Source organism: Vibrio sp. EJY3 (assembly GCF_000241385.1).
Taxonomy (GTDB): domain Bacteria; phylum Pseudomonadota; class Gammaproteobacteria; order Enterobacterales; family Vibrionaceae; genus Vibrio; species Vibrio natriegens.
Map to the genome: position 1 here is coordinate 2,091,057 of NC_016613.1, position 20,563 is coordinate 2,111,619.

Here is a 20,563-nt window from a genome sequence, read left to right on the forward strand (position 1 = left end):
TGCTCCCTATTTAGATTCGTTGATTTTCTCAAGCACTTGCTCAAATGTCGGTAAAGGGGCAACTGCACCAAAACCAGTAATCGTGATAGACGCGGTGGCATTTGCATACGCAAGACACTGCTCTAAAGACTCTCCGTTGACATAATGCGTACAGAATGAGCCTGCAAATGAATCACCAGCAGCGGTCGCATCAACAGGTGTCACTTTATGCGGAAGGATGAAATGCCTAATATGCTCATTAGCCACTGTCGCACCGTCACCACCCTGTTTAAGTACGACAACTTTCGCGCCTGCTTTTAGGTAAAAATCGATGATATCGTCAGCATGTTCAAGGCCAGTCACCAAGCGTGCTTCGTCAATACTAGGGAAGCAGACATCGACTAGTGACGCGGTTTCATTAATGATGGCGCGAGCGCGTTGCAGTGACCATAGCTTTAAGCGCAAGTTGGTGTCATAGGACACTTGAGTGCCGTGCGCTTTCGCTGTTTCAATTGCTGCAAACACTGAGTCACAACTTGAATCACTAATCGCCTGAGTAATAGCAGTGATATGAAGAAGCTTAGCATTGGCAATCGCATCTGATGGTAAGTCTTGCGGTGTCATTAAACTGGCCGCAGAGTTCTTACGCAAGAAAGAAAAATGGTGTCCCTCATCATCGTGCGTAATAAAATAAACGCCCGTTGCTTTATTTGGTAGTATACACACAGCTGAACTGCTAACACCCTGCTGTTCCCACAGCTCAACAAAACGCTTACCGAATTCATCGTCGCCAAGTTGTGTCAACATTCCAACTGATGCGCCTTGTCTTGCTGCTGCGATAGCAAAGTTCGAAGCATCACCACCAAAACCACTCAAGAAATCAGGCTGGCCTGAACCTGCTTGTCCAACTTGGCTAAACTCAAACATTGGCTCACCAAAGCTAAGAATATCGCTATAGCTAGACTCCGTATCTTGTTTTATTTCCAAACTCATTGTCATTCAACCTTAATCTTAATCTTAATCTTGAAACCAAATATATTTGCTGAAATACGCTCCAGCAAAGGAATGTAAAAGATATTAAGTTAGAGACGCCACATGGTCAACCAATCAAACTTTTGATTTACCAACTAAGATCACAGTTCTTGTTTTAACCCTCATAAGGGCCAAAAATAAGGTCCAAAGATTTTATGAAACCACTCAAAAACATCACATATAACGTTAATTAAATCACAAAAACAGATACAGCCCCATTATGGTTGACCAATAAAAATTATTTGGTATGCTATCTGTGACTTTTATCACTGAAATAACCACTTCTCCACAGTATAAATGACGCATTGGTTAATCAATTAACTACAAAGGTTGAACATGAACGGTTTAAATATTGAGAAAGCGAGATACACAACGAAAACTACGTATGCTCGTGAAGAACTTGCAACAAACATTGTGCATATTGGTTTTGGTGCTTTTCACCGCGGACATCAAGCTGTTTATAACGACTTAACAAATGACATAACAGGCTCTCGTTGGGGCATTTGTGAAATAAACATGTTTGGACCTTCTGCACTGATCGATGATTTGAAAACGCAAAACGGTTTATTTACTGTGGTCGAGAAATCTGCGACCAAAACAGAAACCCGTCTAGTGCGCACGATCACTGAGCAAATCCATACACCAGATACTGGCATCGCTACTGCAATAAACAAGTTGATTGAGCCACAGGTTAAGATTGTCTCTTTGACAATTACAGAGAAAGGTTACTGTGTTGAACCACAATCACGTGTTCTTGACACCACAAACCCACTGATTGCTCATGACCTTGATAACCCGACTCAACCACAATCTGCGATTGGTCTGATCACCGAGGCTCTTAAGCAGCGCAAAGCACTCGGTCTACCTGCATTTAGTGTTATGTCCTGTGACAACATTCCTGAAAATGGACATCTCACTCGTAATGCAGTACTGGACTTCGCAGAACTTTGTAACCCAGAACTTTGTGCATGGATCGAAGAGAACGCATCGTTCCCAAGCACGATGGTCGACCGCATTGTCCCCGCTATGACTCCTGACCAATTTGATGTAATTGAACAAGAAACAGGGTATCGCGACCCTTGTGGCGTAGTGTGTGAAGACTTTCGTCAATGGGTTGTTGAAGACAACTTTGTCGCAGGTCGACCTGACTGGACAGCAGCAGGCGCAATGTTGGTAGAAGACGTGCTTCCGTATGAGGAGATGAAGCTCCGCATGCTCAATGGTAGCCACTCATTCCTTGCATATAACGGCACGTTAGCGGGCTATGAATACATCTATCAATGTATGCAAGACGAAGAGTTGCGCCAAGTCACTCTGACTCTAATGAGAGAAGAGCAAGCCAAATCACTTAGCCCAAGCCTAAGTGTCGATCTAGAACAGTATGCCGAACTGCTAGTCGCACGATTTAGTAACCAGAACATCAAGCACAAGACCGGACAAATCGCGATGGACGGTTCGCAAAAACTTCCACAACGAGCGGTTGATCCTTTCCTCACATTGTACGATCGCGGAATCGCAACGCGCTGCTTGCCTGTTCTCATCGCCGGATGGATGCACTACGTCATCAACACGATTAAGTCAGGTGAAGCTCTAGCTGACCCATTGGCAGAAGAGTTCACCGACATTGCCTCTCGAGCTAATGACAAACTACAAATCGCTGAAACGCTGCTGAAAGTAGAAAAAGTTTTCGGTGACAACGCAGAGCAACACAAGTTATTCAAACAACAAATTCTAAGCGCCTTCGAATTCATCGAAGAGAATGGCATCAAAGCGATGTTCGCTGAGCTTACTCACTAATTCAAAAAATTAAGGTATTAACATGAAAACGCTAATCTGTAACGAACCTCACTCAATCGAGTACATTGAACGTGATATTCCAGAAATACAAGACAACGAGGTACTTCTTAAAATCAATGCGGTTGGTATCTGTGGCACTGACATTCACGCTTATGCAGGTCGTCAGCCGTTCTTCTCTTACCCTCGTGTATTAGGTCATGAAATCTGTGGCACTGCCGAAAAAGTCGGTGCGGCTTGTAAGAGTGCAAAAGTTGGTGAACGCTTCTCTGTTATTCCGTGTATTCCATGTGGCACTTGTGCAGCTTGTGAAGAAGGCAAAACGAACTGTTGTGAAAACGTTTCGCTGTACGGTGTACACCAAGATGGAGGTTTCTCTGAGTTCTTAGCGGTATACGAAGATAACCTGGTTAAGCTTCCAGAAAATGTATCCGCATCTGAAGGTTCGTTGGTTGAGTGCTTTGCTATCAGTGCTCATGCAGTGCGCCGTGCTGAAGTACGTCAAGGTAACAATGTTCTTGTTGTTGGCTCAGGTCCAATTGGTCTTGCTGCCGCAGCAATTGCAAAAGCAGAAGGCGCAACGGTTGCGGTTGCTGATGTCGATGCAGGTCGCCGTGAACACGTTGAGGTAAACCTAGGTGTGCTAGCACTAAACCCTCTTGAAGATAACTACGAAGCAGCGCTCAAAGACGCGTTTAACGGTCGCTTACCCTGCACCGTCCTTGACGCTACAGGCAACAAAGGCTCGATGAGTCGAAGCGTAGAGCTGATTCGCCACGGCGGTAAGATCGTTTTTATCGGTCTCTATATAGGTGATTTGGTTCTAGATGATCCAACGTTCCACAAAAAAGAAACCACATTGCTGAGCAGCCGTAATGCGACTCGTCAAGATTTCGAAAAAGTGATTGAGCTCATGGCCGATGGCAAGGTTTCTCAAAACATTATGAAAAACAAAGAGTACGACTTTCAAACGTTCGGCGAACGCTACAACGAAGATGTCGTAGAAAACCGCGAATTGGTTAAAGGCGTTATCAACTTTTAAGGAATTAAGGATTAAATTATGACAACTGTACGTGTTAATGAAGGACAGCTTCGTGAACTGGCCCTTAGCAAGCTGACTGCGGCTGGGCTAGATGCTGCAACTGCACAAGAAGTTACTGATGTGTTGGTGCACGCTGACAAAACGGGTGTTCACTCTCATGGTGTAATGCGCGTAGAACATTACTGCACTCGCCTAGCGGCTGGTGGCTTAAACAAACAAGCGAAATTCAGTATCGAACAAGTGTCTCCATCAGTCGCGATACTAGACTCTGATGATGGCATGGGTCACTCTGCACTCATTGCAGCAACTGAGCACGGTATTGAAATGGCAGCCGAGACAGGTCTAGGTTTTGTGACCGTGAAAAACACGTCTCACTGCGGTGCACTGTCTTACTTCATGGAACAAGCAACATCACAAGGCATGATTGCGATTGCAATGACTCAAACCGATACTTGTGTTGCACCTCATGGCGGCGCAGAGCGCTTCTTGGGTACTAACCCTATTGCCTTTGGGTTCCCGGTTGAAGGCTCTCACCCAATGATCGTTGATATGGCCACCAGCGCAACGGCATTTGGTAAGCTGCTGCATGCCAAAGAAACGGGACAAAAGATTGGTAAAGGTTTGGCTATCGACAAAGAAGGTAACGAAACAACCAACCCTCACGAGGTAGAAAACCTACTCCCATTTGGAGGCCACAAAGGTTCAGGTATCGCATTGGCAATTGACGCACTAACAGGTGTTTTGATGGGTGCTAACTTCGGCAACCACATCACTCGCATGTACGGTGAATACGACAAGATGCGTAAACTAGCTAGCCTTGTCATCATTATCGACCCAACTCGCCTGGGCACACCGCTCTTCTCCGCCACTATGGCGGTAATGATGCGAGAATTACGTGAGGTTCGCCCAGTTCCTGGAGTAGATAAAGTTCGCGCCCCCAATGACCCTCAGGTCGAGTACAAGGCACAGTGTGAAGAGCAGGGCATCCCAGTTGCGCAAAGTGTATATGACTACCTTATTAGCTAACTTTGCTTTTGGATTTAGGTCCTACTCTTTAGCTAACTTCTTCATTGTTAGTTAATTTTTGGCTGCATTCCCTTCGATAGTCACGGGGTGTAGCCTTTTTTAATTGCATAACCCAACGCAAATACCATGCACACCAAACTCAAATAAAGCACTTGTCACTACTTTTAACGCGTGAAACTTCTAGGAAAAGGTATGAAACGGTTATCTTTCAAAACAACAATATTTACCGTCATTCTCACACTGTTGCTTGCTTCAATCACTGTCTCGTTCATGAGCTCTCGATATTTTATTCAAGATGAGTTTGTTGAATCAGACACTCGAGCTGTACAAACTCAAATATCGCTGATAAGCCAACAACTTGAAAATCAGTTTTCATACTATATCCAATTGGCTAACAGCATTCCCGTCAACCTATCAAATGTAGCACAAGTACTCGAATCATCAAGCTTCCACCGCATCACAAAAGTGATGTATGGTTCGGTTTTCAGCCCAGACCCGTCCATTCCGTTTGTAGAGAACAATCCTCCAACCTTTTTGGAGTTAGACGCAACTCAAGAGGCGCGATACCGCCAAATAGCTAAGTTTGCTGAGACAAACGACTACATTGGCTCTATCGAGCACGTAGATGGTTTACCTATCATTGCCATTGCACACCCATCTATAGACAGTAGCGGTGGCATCGATATCTTCGAAATTAACTTGCAACCATCACTAGATAACCTTTCGATGCTGAATCGCGAAGGCAGTTTCATTGAACTCATCGATAACAACGCTCAAATGCTGTTCACGAACAAAGACTCGTCAAACACTCATAGCATTACCCTACCGATTCAATTCGATCAACAGCAATGGCAGGTGATCGGGCACGTTGACAGTGATTACATCGACGCACACACCTCAGCGCTCAACCAAAAGATCCTCTTGACCACATTGTTCGCAGCTGTGCTCCTAGTCGCCATTGGCATGACAATCATTCACTTTGCCTACAAACCAATTGTAGAGTTAAGAACGTTAGTTGGTGAACTAGCCAATGGTGAAGGTGATTTAACCCAACAACTCATCGTTAAAAGCGATGACGATTTAGGCAATATCGCGAAAAGCATCAACGAGTTCATTCGACAACTCAATACCATGCTTCGAGAGGTTCAAGGGCTTAGTGGTCACTCTACAACCGAAATCCATCAACTCCATACGCAAACAGTGTCAAACAAAGAAATGGTACAACAGCATAACGAAGAGATGGAACGAGCGGCAACGGCAGTGACAGAAATGAGTGCAACGGCCGAGCTAGTCTCACAAAGTGCCTCCCACTCTGCCAAACTTACTCAGCAAGCCATTACTCATGCACAACAAAGCGATAATGTCGTTCACTCTGCGGTAGCAAGCGTTGACGCGCTCAATCAAGAGTTTGAAGTGATGTCGAGCTCAATTAACTCGATGGTGTCGGACGTAGAACAAATTCATTCTGTGCTGGGTGTGATTGGCGGGATTGCCGAGCAAACTAACTTACTTGCACTCAATGCTGCAATTGAAGCTGCGCGGGCGGGCGAACAAGGCCGCGGCTTCGCTGTTGTCGCTGATGAAGTTCGCGCTTTAGCGGCAAGAACTCAAGACAGTACTAGCCAGATCAATGAGATGTTGAACTCTTTGCACTCCAGTAGCGAAACGGTCGTCACTTCACTGAATGACACTCAACAGCGCTGCAGAGAAACTTCGGCGTCAACAACACAGATAACACAATCACTCGAAGAGGTGATCAATGCCATCAATGCCATTGGTGAAACCAGTGAACAGATCGCTCAAGCTGCTGCCGAACAAACTAAAGTCAGTAGTGAGATTGATTCAAATATGACTTCGATGAACCAAATGGTTCAGGTTTTGGATACGAACTCTCAGCAAGCAACCGTTAACATGGAGCAATTAGCCGCGACCAATCAATCACTGGAAAACATAGTTAAGCGATTCAAACTCCATTAATGATAATGACTTAATAAGTGTCTATAAACATCATAAAACCGAGCAATTAAAGACATTGATTTATAGCCTAATATTTGTGGCGTGAAGAGTTTTGTAATATGAGGTTTAATCGGTACTAACCAGATCCCCTTATTCTAGTCCAGTCTATACTTAGTAATGTGCATCCAACTAAGGAGATGATGAACATGAAAAAACGATTCAATGAACAATAAATCCTGCCATTTTAAATAAAGCGGAAGTAGGTATCCCCGCCAGAGCGCTTTGCCGCAAACATGGGATACCGGATGCGACTTTCTATACATGGCGTAAAAATACGCAGGACTGGATATCTCTGAAACCCGCAGCCTTAAGGCGCTGGAAGACGAGAACGCTCGGCTCAAAAAGCTGCTGGCTGAAACGCTGCTGGACTCAGAAGCACTGAAAATAGCTCTCAGCCAAAAGTACTGACCGTCTAGGACAAACGCAAGGCTGTCAAAGTCATTCAGAAAGGCACCCAGCTTTCAGAACGAAGAGCCTGTCTGCTCGTCGGTATTCAACGCGCGTCAATGCGATATCAACCTCAAGCTTACCGCGAGGATGATAAGCTTCAGGCTCGTATAAAGGAGGTGGCATTGGAACGACGTCGATTTGGTTATAGTCGAATCCATCGCCTTCTTAGGCGAGAAGGTTTTGATGTTAACCATAAGCGATTTTATCGCTTGTACTGCGAATTAGGATTAACGACCAGTAGAAAATCACAGAGTGTTGTGCGAGAGCCTCTCTTGCTTCCTTCAGTACCAAATCACACTTGCTCTATTGCTCTATGGACTTTGTGATGGATGCGCTCAGTAACGGCAGACGGATTAAACGCCTGACGATTGTGGATGACTATACAAAGGACTGCCTAGATATTCCTGGTGCTACAGGGATCTCGGGGATGAAGTTATGACCACACTGGAGTCTATCCCTACTTTTCGAGGTTATCCAGAAGCGATTCGAACGGATCAAGGCCCAGAATTTACAGGGAAAGCGCTCGACCAATGGGCTTATCAGCATGGTGTGATTTTAAAATTAATCCAGGCATGGAAACCGACACAAAATGCTTATATTGAAAGTTTTAATGGTAAGTTCAGAGATAAATGTTTAAACGAGCACTGGTTTAGGGATTTGAGTCATGCTCGTGACCTAATCAGCCTCTGGCGATTGGATTACAATGAAAATCGCCCCCACTCAGCTCTGCGTTACCTGACACCGTCTGAGTTTGCAGCGACCACAAGAACGGCACGAAACAGTGGTAATTTAACAAGAACCACTAACAAAGTTTTGGAATAGTTCTTGGGGGTAGGTCACTGCCATATTACAGGTCTTACACAGGTTATTGATTACGAGATGTCATCGATGGGGTCGACTTTGATGGGCTATCACTACTATCCAACTAGAGCTTAGTTGTACCAATATTGCTCATCGTCTCTGACGCCACTTTTTACGTAATGTTTGTTAATCTAGCAGTGATACCAAAGTGCTACAAAGAAAAAGCTAAACCGGCAAAGTATACGGTATCTTGATGATCGCTTTCACAACCTTGCAAGGCTCTTCAACGGCACATAAGGGGCGATGGACTTGGTTCGGATAAAACACCGCAAAGTCACCCGCTCGCAACGAAACAAACTGCTCTTGCTCTACGTCACGCAGAAAGTCCACATCATTGTTCAAACGTACGAGAGCCAGTTTATCCGCCGATAGATGGTTCGAATAGCCAAGTTTTTCTTCCCCCGATTTAACGATTTGGACATCAATATATTCTTTATGATACTCAGCCTTACGAGATTCTAACGGCTCTGTATTCGCAGACACTAACACAACGAAAGCGCCCTGATGTGAAAGCTCATACTTACCGTCTTCTATAGATTCATCGTTCGCGAGAACCCAAGCTTCTCGAATCAATGCTTTCATTGTTGGGTGGATATAACCGACTAGTTCTAATCTGTGTATATTTCCAAATAACATTTTTTGTCCTCTAAATATCTCAATGTGTCGCTAAGCTGCCAACAACTCTTACCTCATGGTCTCTGGCTTTGATGATTTCTATGAACTCAATGTCGATATTGTAATTGATGTTGAAGCAGCAACCTAAACTAAGAATACCCGTTGCAATACAATTAGAGTCAGTCAAAATTGTTGTTCATCAATTACACTAAAACAAAAGCTCAACAGACCAAAGCGGAAAACCAATATAACCACTGGTTAACCAAAAAAACACAGAGATTATGTGTTTTTTAATTTATTTATTGATTTGCGTGAGGTTGTTCACACTAATAGATAGAAAGGCTGAAGAGAACAAAGGCTTTGCTGCGCAAAGCCAAAAAAATTAAAAGATCGATTATATTTCTAAGTCCATTGTAAAGAAGTAATCATCCAGATCCGCTTCTACGCTTTCAGCACTGGCTATTTTCAATAGCTCTTGCTTACTATTTTCGATGTGATTCCATACAGCTTGCTTTGCTTCCTCAGGGTTACGTTTTTGTAAAGCCATGAAGATTTTCTTATGGTCCTCCAACCAAACTTCTTTTAGTACTTCTTCATGCAAGTACTTGTCATTTAGAGCTTTCCACAAAGGATTCTGAGTACGAACACTGCGCCACATCTCGCTTGCTTGATTAATAAGAACACGGTTCTGTGTCGAGTCAGCAATTAGAATGTGGAATTTACGGTCAAGCTCTTCAAAACGCTCACTGTCCCCGTTCAGTTCCTTCTCTTGCTCTAAGAGCACTCGCTTAAGTTCTCGTAACTCATTAATTTTAATCTGGGTAGCAGCAAATCCCGCAATATTACTCTCGATAATTTGTCGCGCTTGAAGGAGTTCAAATGGGCCAATATCATTGTGTGGAACAATGGTGCAAGAAGCAACTTTATCTGGAGAATCAATAAAGTAGATACCTGCTCCTTGGCGAACTACAACCAAACCTTTCAACTCCAACATGATTATAGCTTCTCGTATAGTAGCACGACTGGTGTCAAAACGTTCACTCAGATCACGTTCAGAAGGAAGTCTCTCTCCTGCTTTGAACACACCTGAGTAGAGCAACTCTTCAATCTGTAGACCAATGTCGTAGTAACGGCGCTTTGTTGTTTTCATCATTTATATCCTAACCTGAATGCCAGCCCAACGGTCTACCTGGCGTTATTGTTTGTTTATTCTATTGTACCAGTCTACCAATAGCGCGCAAAGACCGATAGGTCGCATTTTGGTTCCCTATCTGTAAGACAAGATAGGGAATATATAGTTATAACGTAATAGCTCAAAGAGTAGTAATTGGTAGCGATCCTGTAAATAGTGCGATTACGATCAATTATTGGTCTTACCAAAGATAATATTGGTTAACAAATGAAAATTTAAAACTTAAAATTTAAAAAGACCCTTTACAGGAGAATACAACAATGACACCAACTATAAATGATGTGGTTAGACACTCAGAGCACGATAGTTCCATCTCTTTATTTGATTTTTCCACACAAGATATACCTGCTGAATTCCGCTTTAACAACATAGATGCATCTATGACATTAGAAAGCAAATTGAAAATTCATTGCCACAGCGCTGAAAACATGTATACATCAGTTTTAATAGAACCTGTAGATGGTGACAAATGGGACTGGAGCCAAATGCCAAATTTTTGCTTTGCATTTGAAGCTAAAAACCTTGGTTCGCGATCGACACAAGTTTTTATCAACATCTTTGATTCAAAAGGACAAATGCACAGCCGCTGCGTTAATGTCACAGGTAACACAAGTAACTCTTATTTAATTGAACTTAAAGGAGATTACTTAAAGGGCAATACAAATCACTATTCTGGTTTTCGTTCCCCCCCTGCTCCATGGGACAGTCCGTTTGTCTATGCTACATGGATGTGGGGAGTAATGAATATTGACTTGTCGGACATAGTACAAATCGAGCTGAGTATTCATGGTACACTCATTGATCATAAGCTAGAATTATCTAATTTCCGATTAATGCTCAGCCCAGAGTACAATCCAAATTATTTATCTCAAATTATTGATTGCTACGGGCAAAACGCTAACTGCGAATATCCAGAAAAAGTGTACAATGATGAAGAACTCAAACTGTTTACTGAGCGCGAACTTCAGGATTTAAAACAAGGAGCAATGGCTGGCCGTTCACGCTTTGGTGGTTATATCCAAGGTAAACGTTATGAAGCCACTGGTTTCTATCGTACTGAAAAAGTTGATGGGAAATGGTCACTTATTGATCCAGAAGGCTACCTCTACTTTGCAACAGGTATCGATGTCATCCGCCTAGCCAACTCATATACTCAAACCGGTATCGACTATGATCATTCAAAAGTGGAGCAGCGGTCCCCAGATGACACGACCCCTGAAGACTCTATCGAGAAATTTGAAGTGTCAATGGAAGCCAAGAAGACCGCCTTCGTTGGCAGTACTGTACGTCGTAATTGCTTCCAATGGCTACCGAGTTATCAAGAAGATTTAGGCGAGCACTATGCATACATGCGTGAAAACTTTGAAGGAGCACTTGAACAAGGTGAAACCTTTAGTTTCTACGCTGCAAACTTACAACGCAAGTATGGTAAAGACTACATGCAGAAATGGCGTGAAGTCACACTGGATCGTATGCTCAACTGGGGCTTTACATCACTTGGTAACTGGACCGCTCCTGAGTTTTATTCAAATGAAAAAGTGCCTTTTTTCGCCAATGGGTGGATCATTGGTGAGTTTAAAACGGTTAGCAGCGGCGATGATTTCTGGTCACCACTGCCTGATCCATTCGATCCAATATTTAAAGAGCGCGCTATTGCGACAGTGAAACAAGTCAGAGCCGAAATTAAAGACACGCCTTGGTGTGTAGGTATCTTTATCGACAATGAAAAGAGCTGGGGTCGTATGGGAACAATTCAAGGCCAACACGGAATTGCCATCCATACCTTAAGTCGTGATGCACAAGAATCACCAACAAAAGCTGAGTTCATGAAAGTACTGAAAAAAAAGTATTTGAGTATTGAAGCTCTAAACATCTGTTGGAATACAGATATCGCCTCTTGGGATGCGTTAAGTTCCGGAGTTAATGGGTTAAAGCACAACGAAGCTCAACTTGAAGATTACTGTTTACTGCTTGAAACATATGCCTCTCAGTACTTCAAAGTCGTTCGTGAAGCACTGAAAAGCGAACTTCCAAATCACCTTTACCTAGGGTGTCGATTTGCTGACTGGGGTATGACGCCAAATGTTGTTCGTGCTGCTGCTAAATACTGTGATGTGATAAGTTACAATTACTATAAAGAAGGTTTACATCCACAGGCTTGGCAGTTCTTAGCCGAAGTAGATATGCCGAGTATCATTGGTGAATTCCATATTGGTTCTAAAGACACGGGGCTTTATCACCCAGGCCTAGTCACGGCAGGTAACCAACAAGAACGTGGAGAAATGTTCGAGGCGTACTTGCATTCCGTCATCGACAACCCGTACTTCGTTGGTGCTCATTGGTTCCAATATGTCGACTCACCTATCACCGGTCGCTCCTACGATGGAGAAAATTACAACGTTGGCTTTGTATCCATAGCGGATATACCATACAAACCTATGATTAAAGCCGCCAAGCGTCTCCATAGCTGTATGTATAAACGGCGTTATAAGTAATCATATATTCATCAGGCCCATACTAACTATTCTCATGGGCCTTTAATCGGTCTGAAGTTTAGAACCATGCATAATGTTCGGTACGAAAATCTTAAAACTAGCTATGATTTTGATTTATAGCCATATTTTTGTGACAGGGAGCATATTGTGCGAAGTAGAGACTATATTTGCTTGAGAAACTGAAAAATATATAGATATTTTTCGACAAAATGACAGACTACGGTTTTGAAATGTCAAATGGACGGCCACACAACCAAATACTTGGACAAGACAGTAATGAGACAGGCGTCATGCCCTTCTTGAGTCAAAAATATTGGCGAGACAACCCTCACCAAATAGCGATAATAAGCAATCGACAGAGCCAAGGCAGTATACATAAGGTCGATCGCTATATGGGTCAGGAGGCTCAGTACATTATTGGTACCATCTTTCATGCATGAACCAATATTCCTAGTTAGAGCACGATGAAATCTAGCCAACACATTATTGCTGTCACTAAGAAAAATAACACCTTTAGGCTTACCACGAGACTCATAAGCAATCAAAAGAGCTTTGCCTGTTAGCTTAGAATCAGGTGATAGAGTCATCGACCAACCAATCAATTTGCGAGCAAAAGATCGATAACAACCGCTAAGAACATCCACCGATTACCCGTCCAAATATACGTGACATCACCAGCCCATACCTCATTTGGGGCGGTAACGTCTAACTGACGACCTAAGTGATTTGGAACTTCAATATGTTCTTGTTAAGCCTTTCTGTAGTGGAGCTTTGGCTCTTGGCAACTCACTAAACCAAGAGTTCTCATAAGCTTTGTTGCTCAGATATCTATGCACTACCACAGTTTTTGCAAACACATTTTTCTTCATCCACCACAGCTTCGCTATCCAATGACTCTGATAACTCACCACTAAGTATTTGTATCGCTTTCTCGATATCACTCTCAGACACCATCAGGCGAACACCACCCATGGTGATCGTGTAAAGCCACTGAGTATTTACCGCGTCTTCGTCAGGGATATGACTTTCTATCCCTGCACTTTGTAGACTCGCTTTCACAATATGAGCTTCATGAGCAAAAGAAAACTTCGCTACTACAATCATATATTTCTCCTTGTGGTTGAGACGAGTGGTATACCCTCTCCCGTAAATCGACAACACTAGTATGGTAATTATTTAAACTGTAGACACCATGTTCGATGGTCCCATTCATCCAGTTTCTACTTAGTCAACAACTTTTGCATCTATGCTTTTGATTCAAAAAATTATTATCCTAGATAAGTCCACCACTCATACTAATAATCTATAGTTTTCCTTAGCAATTGTAAGACCTAAGAGTATAAATTCTAGTATGGATTAATACTAATGACAGGGCAAACTCGCGAGCAATTTATGGAGATTAAAGACATCGTTTCCGTAAATCCCCCTCTGGGAGGATAGTTGTCACTGTTAAAATTTAACAAGTTTGGGGCGGTAGCAGAGTAAAGAATGTCTCGTTATTCGCAGGAAAGAAAAGAAGCAGTACTAAAGAAGTTGTTACCACCATACTCTCGCTCAGTAGCGGAGGTCGCAAAAGAAGAAGGAATCCATGAAGCAACCCTGTACAATTGGCGAAAAGCGCTAAGAGAATCAGGAGCCGTTGTGCCAGACAGTAATACTTCTTCCGAGCAGTGGTCAGCTCAAACCACACTGGCAGTTGTCGCAGAAACTTATTCCATGACCGAGAATGAACTGAGCCAGTACTGCCGTGAGAAAGGGTTGTATACAGAGCAGTTGGCAAAAGGCATCTAAACCAACAAGTTATACGGCAAAAGGTCCGAACCAAGTCTTCACTTGGGATATTACCTATCTGCCGTCAGGAGAGCGAGGTCAGCACTGTTATCTGTACGTGATAGAAGATATCTACCGCAGGAAAATCGTGGTTTATGAGGTGCATGACCGAGAGTGTGGCGAACTGGCTGCGCAGTTACTGCAACGCACACTGATGCGTGAGCAGTGCTTCAATCAGCCTCTGGTTCTGCACTCAGATAACGGCGGACCAATGTAGTCGTTGACGCTTAAAGCCAAAACGGAAGAGCTGGGTATCACGCCTTCCTATAGCCGTCCAAGAGTTAGTGATGATAACTCAATAGTCTTGAAGCAAGCCGCAAATGGGTAGAGACCTTCGTTGCTTGGTATAACACTGAGCATAAGCACTGCCGTTTGAACTACGTTACCCCATCAGAACGTCACAGTGATCAAGATGCAGCGATTTTAAGTCATCGAGCAGAAGTGCTGATGGAGCTTAAAAGACAATAACCAGAGAGCTGGTCGCGGAATATCAGGAACTGCGAGCCGATCGGAGAGGTTTACCTAAATCCAGAAAAAGAAGCTGCTTAATAGTTAAGCATGTAGTGACAACTGTCTTGAAAAACGCCGAAATCTCCCCAGCAAAAGATCATACTATTGTCAATTTACCGTATGATACAACTCATAAGGTTTAGAGGATAAACCACTTTTTAACAAATAGTATCCGAATTCGGTATCATCATTCGAATTGGACGCATCTCTTTAATGAACTTTAACGAGTACTAGGATGCGTTCCGTGAGTTTATTCACATATAAAGGTAGCTTCATCTGGGATTAGGTCATTAGGATGAAATGGTAGGTATTTCTGGGTATACGGCGGTAACTTCGACTATGAAATTAATGACCGTTAGTTTTGCATCAATGATCTGCTTCAGCCAGATTGGATACTCTATTAAGCGACATTTTGCTGTTTAAGGTTAACCGACCTTAGATACCACAGAACACCATACCTTCTGGTTCGATTATAATTAATCTCGATGTATTCGAAGATCGTTTAACATCTCTAATCCGTTGTCATTATAGGCTCATATTGTACAACCTCTGCTCAGGACATTAAGGTACCAGCTAAAGTATCAATGGTAGGATTTGATGATGGCTTAATTGCACACTTTGTTCATCCTCGTTTAACTGCAGTGCGCTATACAATAGATATAATGATTGAACGTGCCACTCGATTGGCTTTGACACTGTCTCGTAACGAACAAGATGAAGATGAAGATGAAACTATTATTTTCAGCCCAACATTAGTGCGCAGAAATTCTGTTGAGCGTTGTTGATTATCTGTATCCGATTGACTAGGAATCAAAAAAAGGTGGGCATAGAGCCCACCAAAAATGCTATCTAAAATTCAAACTGATACACGGTTCGATGCTGATAGCAATCCCCTGAGCTCAACACCCCACTGTTGAGTCCCCATTCTGGTTTATTTGGTCCATCAGGAAAGTATTGAGTTTCCAATGCAAGGCCGTCATAAAGCGCGTAAGTTTTGCTTGCGCCCGGCACACCTGCTAAAAAGTTTCCGGAATAGAACTGGATGGCTGGTTTAGTGGTTTTGACCTTCATCACCACATCTTCTTTCGGTGCAATAAGAACCGCGGCAACAGACACACAATCGGTCACTTCAGGCTTCAACACAAAGGCGTGATCGTAGCCACCCGCGTTTTTCTGATCCTGCTCGCTAAGAAATGCCTGGCCAATAAGTTTTGGCTCAGTGAAATCAAAACTGGTACCAGAGACAGGTTTTTGTTCACCCGTAGGAATTAAACCCGCATCCGTTGGCAAGTAATGCTCTGCACTAAGCTGCAACGTATGGTCCAAACTTTTCGCGTTGCTCGCCTCGCCCGCCAAGTTAAAGTAAGCGTGGTTAGTTAAATTCACCGGAGAGGTTTTATCGGTATTCGCTTCATAGGCAATAACGAGTTCATTCTCATCGGTTAACGTGTATGTGACTTTGACATCGAGATTGCCAGGATAACCTTGGTCACCATCAGGCGATCGAAGCGTAAAAACAACTTGTCGATCACTTTGTTCGGCAATCTTCCAGCGGCGTTTATCGAACCCATCTAAGCCACCGTGGAGCGAGTTTTCACCATTGTTAACACCAAGTTGATAATGCTCTCCATCGATCGCAAATTGACCGTTTGCAATACGGTTGGCAAAACGACCGACGATGGCACCAAAATAGGCGTCTTGCTTCATGTGTTCTGCCATATTTGGCGAGCGCAATAGCACTTCACGGTGTTCACCATCTAACGGCAGCGTGCAACTCAACCAAGTCGCACCAATATCCATAAACGATGCCGTCATACCATTTGCATTAGTAAGCTGGAGCAGATTCGCCGCTTGACCGTCAAACGATGGCGTTTGCATCATCGCTTGTTCTAATTGTTCAAAATATTCTTTCATCGCCTGCCCTTACAACGCTTCGATCAGACCTGCGCCATCCTGGGCTTTACAAACATAAATCGACGCTGTTAAACCTGTCGCAGCTTCATATTTAGCTTCTACCGTCGATTTCACTTCATCCACTAATGCAGGTGGAACCAACGTCACAATACAACCACCGAAGCCACCGCCGGTCATGCGCACACCTCCTTCTTCGCCAATCACCTCTTTCACCATCTCAACTAAGGTGTCGATTTCTTTGACGGTAATTTCGAAATCATCACGCATTGATGTATGCGACTGAGCCATCAGTTCACCCATGCGTTTAATATCATGCGAACGGAGCGCTTTTGCCGCTTCGACTGTGCGGTCGTTTTCGGTGATCACATGACGCGCACGTTTTGCCACCAATTCATCCAACTCAGAAACTTTCTCGTTGAACTGCTCAATGGTGACATCGCGTAGAGCTTTAACACCAAAGATTCGTGCCGCTTCTTCACACTGTTCACGACGAGTATTGTATTCGCTGTCAACCAGACCACGTTTTTTATTCGAGTTAATGATCACGACAGCCATGTCCTCTGGCATAGAAACGGCTTCTGTTTCCAGACTACGGCAGTCCAATAACATGGCGTGGTTTTCACGGCCTTCTGCCGAAATCATTTGATCCATGATGCCGCAGTTACAACCAACAAATTCGTTCTCGGCTTGCTGTCCATTTAATGCGATTTCCGCCTGGCTAATTTCCAGGTTGAAGAGCACTTTGAACGTCTGACCAATCACGACTTCCAGTGCCGCTGATGAGCTCAACCCCGCACCTTGAGGAACATTGCCGCTGACAGAGATATCAGCACCGGTAAACTGGTAGCCACGAGCCAACAGACACTTCACGACACCGCGAATGTAGTTTGCCCACATTTTGTCTTCTTGGAACGTGATTTCTTGAGTGATATCGAATTCATCAACCGCGTTATCGTAATCAACCGATACCACGCGTACTAGGTTGTCTTCACGCTTTGCTGCCGCAACAACCGTTTGATAGTTAATTGCACATGGCAGTACAAAACCATCGTTGTAGTCGGTGTGTTCACCAATCAGGTTTACACGACCAGGCGCTTGGATAATATGGCTTGGCGCATAGCCCAACACGTTCTCAAAAGACGCTTTCACATTTTGGATTAAATCAGACATAGTTAAATCTCGGTTTCAAATTGAATTTAGATCCCCGAACCCTTTGTTCATTCGCGATCGTGAACCACTTATTTGATTTTCTGTTTTTAGGTTCTAGGACCTAGGATCCTAGAACCGCCCAAATCACTGTTCTTTGTAATGCAAATCACTTACATCACGCAGACGCTGTGCCGCCTGCTCTGCGGTTAAGTCGCGTTGGCTTTCAGCCAGCATTTCGTAACCCACCATAAACTTACGTACTGTCGCACTACGTAATAGTGGCGGGTAGAACAGTGCGTGAAGCTGCCAATGGTCGATGTCTGTGCCCTGTTCAAAGAAAGGGGCGTAGTGCCAACCCATTGAGTAAGGGAAAGAACATTGGAATAAATTGTCATAACGGCTGGTCAGCTTTTTAATAGCGACAGCCAAGTCGTCACGCTGCTCATTACTTAACTCGCTCATACGGCGGATGTGTGTTTTCGGTAGCAGCATGGTTTCGAATGGCCACGCCGCCCAATAAGGGACAACCGCAACCCAATGTTCGGTTTCTACCACGACGCGGGAGCCGTCTTTTATCTCTGCCTGCACATAGTCCACCAGCAGGTTAGTGCCGTTTTCTTGGTAGTAAGCTTTTAGGTTCTGCTCTTTGCGTTCAATCTCGTTTGGTAAGAAGCTGTTCGCCCAAATTTGACCGTGTGGATGCGGTTGAGAACAGCCCATAGTTTCACCCTTGTTCTCAAATGCTTGAACCCAAACGTACTCTTTGCCTAGCTCTTCAATTTGCTCGTTCCACGTGTCAATCACACCACGAATTTTGTCCACGGGTAGTTCAGGTAGGGTTTTGCTGTGGTCTGGAGAGAAACAAATCACTCGGCTTAAACCGCGCACACCTTGGGTTTTAAATAGTGAGCTTTCTGATTCTGGCGCATCTGGTGAATCCACCATCAGAGCAGCAAAATCATTATTGAACACGTACGTACCTTGATAATCTGGGTTAACATCGCCAGAAATACGCTCATTTGTCGGGCACAGGAAGCAGTTCTCATCGTAGCTTGGTAGCTCATCTATCGCAGCTTTCTCATCCGCGCCACTCCAAGGACGTTTTGCACGATGTGGTGAAACTAAAATCCATTGACCCGTTAGTGGGTTGTAACGACGGTGTGGATGATCCACTGGGTTAAATTCAACGTTCGACATTTTACTTACTCAACTTAATATTCTTGCTAGTCCGACGCGCTGCACCGGATTTAAATTAGTAACCTTGTGGGTTCTTAGATTGCCAACTCCAAGCATCGGCAGTCATTTCAGAAATGCTGCGAATTGCTTTCCAACCCAGCTCTCGCTCTGCCTTATCTGTGCTCGCCCAACATTCCGCAATATCACCCGGACGACGTGGGCATAGCTCGTAAGGTACAGGTTTACCGCAAGCAGCACCGAAAGCTTCCAGCATTTCAATTACGCTAGAGCCTTTACCTGTACCTAGGTTGTAAATGTGCAACCCCTCTTTCTCACCCACTGATTTCAATGCCGCAATATGACCATCAGCCAAGTCCATTACGTGGACGTAATCACGCACCCCTGTACCGTCTGGCGTTTGGTAGTCGTTACCAAATACCGAGAGTTTTTCACGACGGCCAACCGCGACTTGTGCGATGAACGGCATCAAGTTGTTTGGAATACCTTGTGGGTCTTCGCCCATTGTGCCCGATGGATGCGCGCCAACAGGATTGAAGTAACGCAGCAAAGTGATGCTCCAATCCCTTTCTGCATTGAACAAATCACTCAAACACTCTTCCACCATGTATTTACTGCGCCCATATGGGTTTGTGGTTGCGCCTGTTGATGAGTTTTCTGTGATCGGAACGATTTCTGGATCGCCGTAGACGGTTGCAGAAGAGCTGAATATGATGCTCTTCACACCCGCTTTACGCATACTGCGCGCCAACACCAATGAACCATTGACGTTGTTATCGTAATATTCCAATGGCTTGACGACTGACTCACCTACCGCTTTCAGGCCAGCAAAGTGGATCACCGCTTGAATGTCATGCTTAGCGAATACTGAGTCCAAAAATACTTCATCACGAATATCGCCTTGGTAGAACGCTGGCTGTTTTCCAGTTAGCGCTTCAATACGGCTCAATACTTCTGTTTTGGCATTACACAAGTTATCGACAATGATGGGCTCCATACCAGCCTCAATCATCTGAACGCATGTGTGACTACCGATGTAACCCATACCACCTGTGACAAGAACTTTCACTTTTGCTTCTCCGCTATTGCTACTTCCTGCTCGGTACCGGACCTGATGCTCACTGAGCCAGCGTTATACACACCAAGTCGATACGCCCAATTCTTCACTGGTTAAAATTCTATCAACCAAAACCGATTTAGATCCGTGATCAAACTCAAATTAGTGTAAACGTTTCCACTAAATAAAATAGAATTACTTTAGATAATTTGTAGACACAACGGACATAAATATCCTCAACCACCAGAATTAAACAGTAATCATTCCGTTTGGTAAAATGTGACTTACAAAACAACCATTAAATTTGTAACCGTTACCATAAAATATATTCTTTATAAACATCAAAAGTTATGTACTTGTAACATAACTTTGTCGGATCGGTAGCACTCGTTACCGAGTGCCACCCT

At 43.9% G+C, this 20,563-nt stretch carries 12 protein-coding genes and 6 pseudogenes; 8 read left to right on the plus strand and 10 right to left on the minus strand.

The genetic code is table 11. The features are described 5' to 3' along the window. Nucleotides 1-6: 6 nt before the first annotated feature. The gene (locus tag VEJY3_RS09430; RefSeq protein WP_014232233.1) at nt 7-972 is read right to left on the minus strand and encodes a sugar kinase; all 966 of its coding nucleotides are present in this window, start codon (nt 970-972) and stop codon (nt 7-9) included. Nucleotides 973-1,347: 375 nt separating this feature from the next. On the opposite strand from VEJY3_RS09430, the gene VEJY3_RS09435 reads away from it, so the two are divergent. The 5 genes and pseudogenes from VEJY3_RS09435 to VEJY3_RS24720 all read left to right on the plus strand — a co-directional run bounded on the left by VEJY3_RS09435 (nt 1,348) and on the right by VEJY3_RS24720 (nt 8,161). Continuing rightward, complete coding sequence (locus VEJY3_RS09435; RefSeq protein WP_014232234.1) at nt 1,348-2,808, plus strand: mannitol dehydrogenase family protein; 1,461 nt, start codon at nt 1,348-1,350, stop codon at nt 2,806-2,808. 22 nt (nt 2,809-2,830) lie between these two features. Then, nucleotides 2,831-3,847, plus strand: coding sequence for a zinc-binding alcohol dehydrogenase family protein (locus VEJY3_RS09440; RefSeq protein WP_014232235.1), 1,017 nt, complete (start codon nt 2,831-2,833; stop codon nt 3,845-3,847). An 18-nt stretch (nt 3,848-3,865) separates the two neighbouring features. Continuing rightward, entirely contained in the window at nt 3,866-4,873 is a 1,008-nt protein-coding gene (locus VEJY3_RS09445; RefSeq protein WP_014232236.1) for an Ldh family oxidoreductase, read from the plus strand. Between the two features lie 192 nt (nt 4,874-5,065). After that, complete coding sequence (locus VEJY3_RS09450) at nt 5,066-6,850, plus strand: methyl-accepting chemotaxis protein (RefSeq protein ID WP_014232237.1); 1,785 nt, start codon at nt 5,066-5,068, stop codon at nt 6,848-6,850. 185 nt (nt 6,851-7,035) lie between these two features. Further along, nucleotides 7,036-8,161: pseudogene (locus VEJY3_RS24720) on the plus strand (IS3 family transposase). Between the two features lie 204 nt (nt 8,162-8,365). Here VEJY3_RS24720 and VEJY3_RS09460 read toward each other — a convergent pair. Next, nucleotides 8,366-8,836, minus strand: a complete 471-nt coding sequence (locus tag VEJY3_RS09460) for a YhcH/YjgK/YiaL family protein (RefSeq protein ID WP_014232240.1) — start codon at nt 8,834-8,836, stop codon at nt 8,366-8,368. 373 nt (nt 8,837-9,209) lie between these two features. Next, nucleotides 9,210-9,965, minus strand: coding sequence for an FCD domain-containing protein (locus VEJY3_RS09465; RefSeq protein WP_014232241.1), 756 nt, complete (start codon nt 9,963-9,965; stop codon nt 9,210-9,212). A gap of 302 nt (nt 9,966-10,267) precedes the next feature. Between VEJY3_RS09465 and VEJY3_RS09470 the strand changes: the two genes are divergently transcribed. Next, entirely contained in the window at nt 10,268-12,502 is a 2,235-nt protein-coding gene (locus tag VEJY3_RS09470) for a beta-galactosidase (protein WP_014232242.1), read from the plus strand. Between the two features lie 482 nt (nt 12,503-12,984). Here the strand turns inward: VEJY3_RS09470 and VEJY3_RS09475 are convergent. Together VEJY3_RS09475 and VEJY3_RS09480 are read right to left on the minus strand one after the other, a co-directional pair. Continuing rightward, nucleotides 12,985-13,322, minus strand: a pseudogene (locus VEJY3_RS09475) (DDE-type integrase/transposase/recombinase); the annotation flags it as partial. Nucleotides 13,323-13,333: 11 nt separating this feature from the next. Then, nucleotides 13,334-13,606: pseudogene (locus tag VEJY3_RS09480) on the minus strand (putative signal transducing protein); the annotation flags it as partial. Between the two features lie 384 nt (nt 13,607-13,990). On the opposite strand from VEJY3_RS09480, the pseudogene VEJY3_RS24725 reads away from it, so the two are divergent. Further along, nucleotides 13,991-14,881 (plus strand): annotated as a pseudogene (locus VEJY3_RS24725) (DDE-type integrase/transposase/recombinase). Nucleotides 14,882-15,242: 361 nt separating this feature from the next. On the opposite strand, the pseudogene VEJY3_RS25975 reads toward VEJY3_RS24725, so the two are convergent. Next, a pseudogene (locus VEJY3_RS25975) lies at nt 15,243-15,392 on the minus strand (IS3 family transposase); the annotation flags it as partial. Nucleotides 15,393-15,402: 10 nt separating this feature from the next. Here VEJY3_RS25975 and VEJY3_RS09495 point away from each other — a divergent pair. Beyond that, nucleotides 15,403-15,627 (plus strand): annotated as a pseudogene (locus tag VEJY3_RS09495) (substrate-binding domain-containing protein); the annotation flags it as partial. A gap of 64 nt (nt 15,628-15,691) precedes the next feature. On the opposite strand, the gene galM reads toward VEJY3_RS09495, so the two are convergent. The 4 genes from galM to galE all read right to left on the minus strand — a co-directional run bounded on the left by galM (nt 15,692) and on the right by galE (nt 20,168). Continuing rightward, complete coding sequence (galM, locus tag VEJY3_RS09500) at nt 15,692-16,756, minus strand: galactose-1-epimerase (RefSeq protein ID WP_014232248.1); 1,065 nt, start codon at nt 16,754-16,756, stop codon at nt 15,692-15,694. A gap of 9 nt (nt 16,757-16,765) precedes the next feature. Next, nucleotides 16,766-17,926 (minus strand): galactokinase, encoded by a 1,161-nt coding sequence (gene galK, locus VEJY3_RS09505; RefSeq protein WP_014232249.1) that lies wholly within the window; start codon nt 17,924-17,926, stop codon nt 16,766-16,768. Nucleotides 17,927-18,049: 123 nt separating this feature from the next. Further along, nucleotides 18,050-19,102, minus strand: coding sequence for a UDP-glucose--hexose-1-phosphate uridylyltransferase (locus tag VEJY3_RS09510; RefSeq protein ID WP_041170237.1), 1,053 nt, complete (start codon nt 19,100-19,102; stop codon nt 18,050-18,052). 55 nt (nt 19,103-19,157) lie between these two features. Further along, nucleotides 19,158-20,168, minus strand: a complete 1,011-nt coding sequence (gene galE, locus VEJY3_RS09515; RefSeq protein ID WP_014232250.1) for a UDP-glucose 4-epimerase GalE — start codon at nt 20,166-20,168, stop codon at nt 19,158-19,160. Between the last annotated feature and the right edge of the window lie 395 nt (nt 20,169-20,563).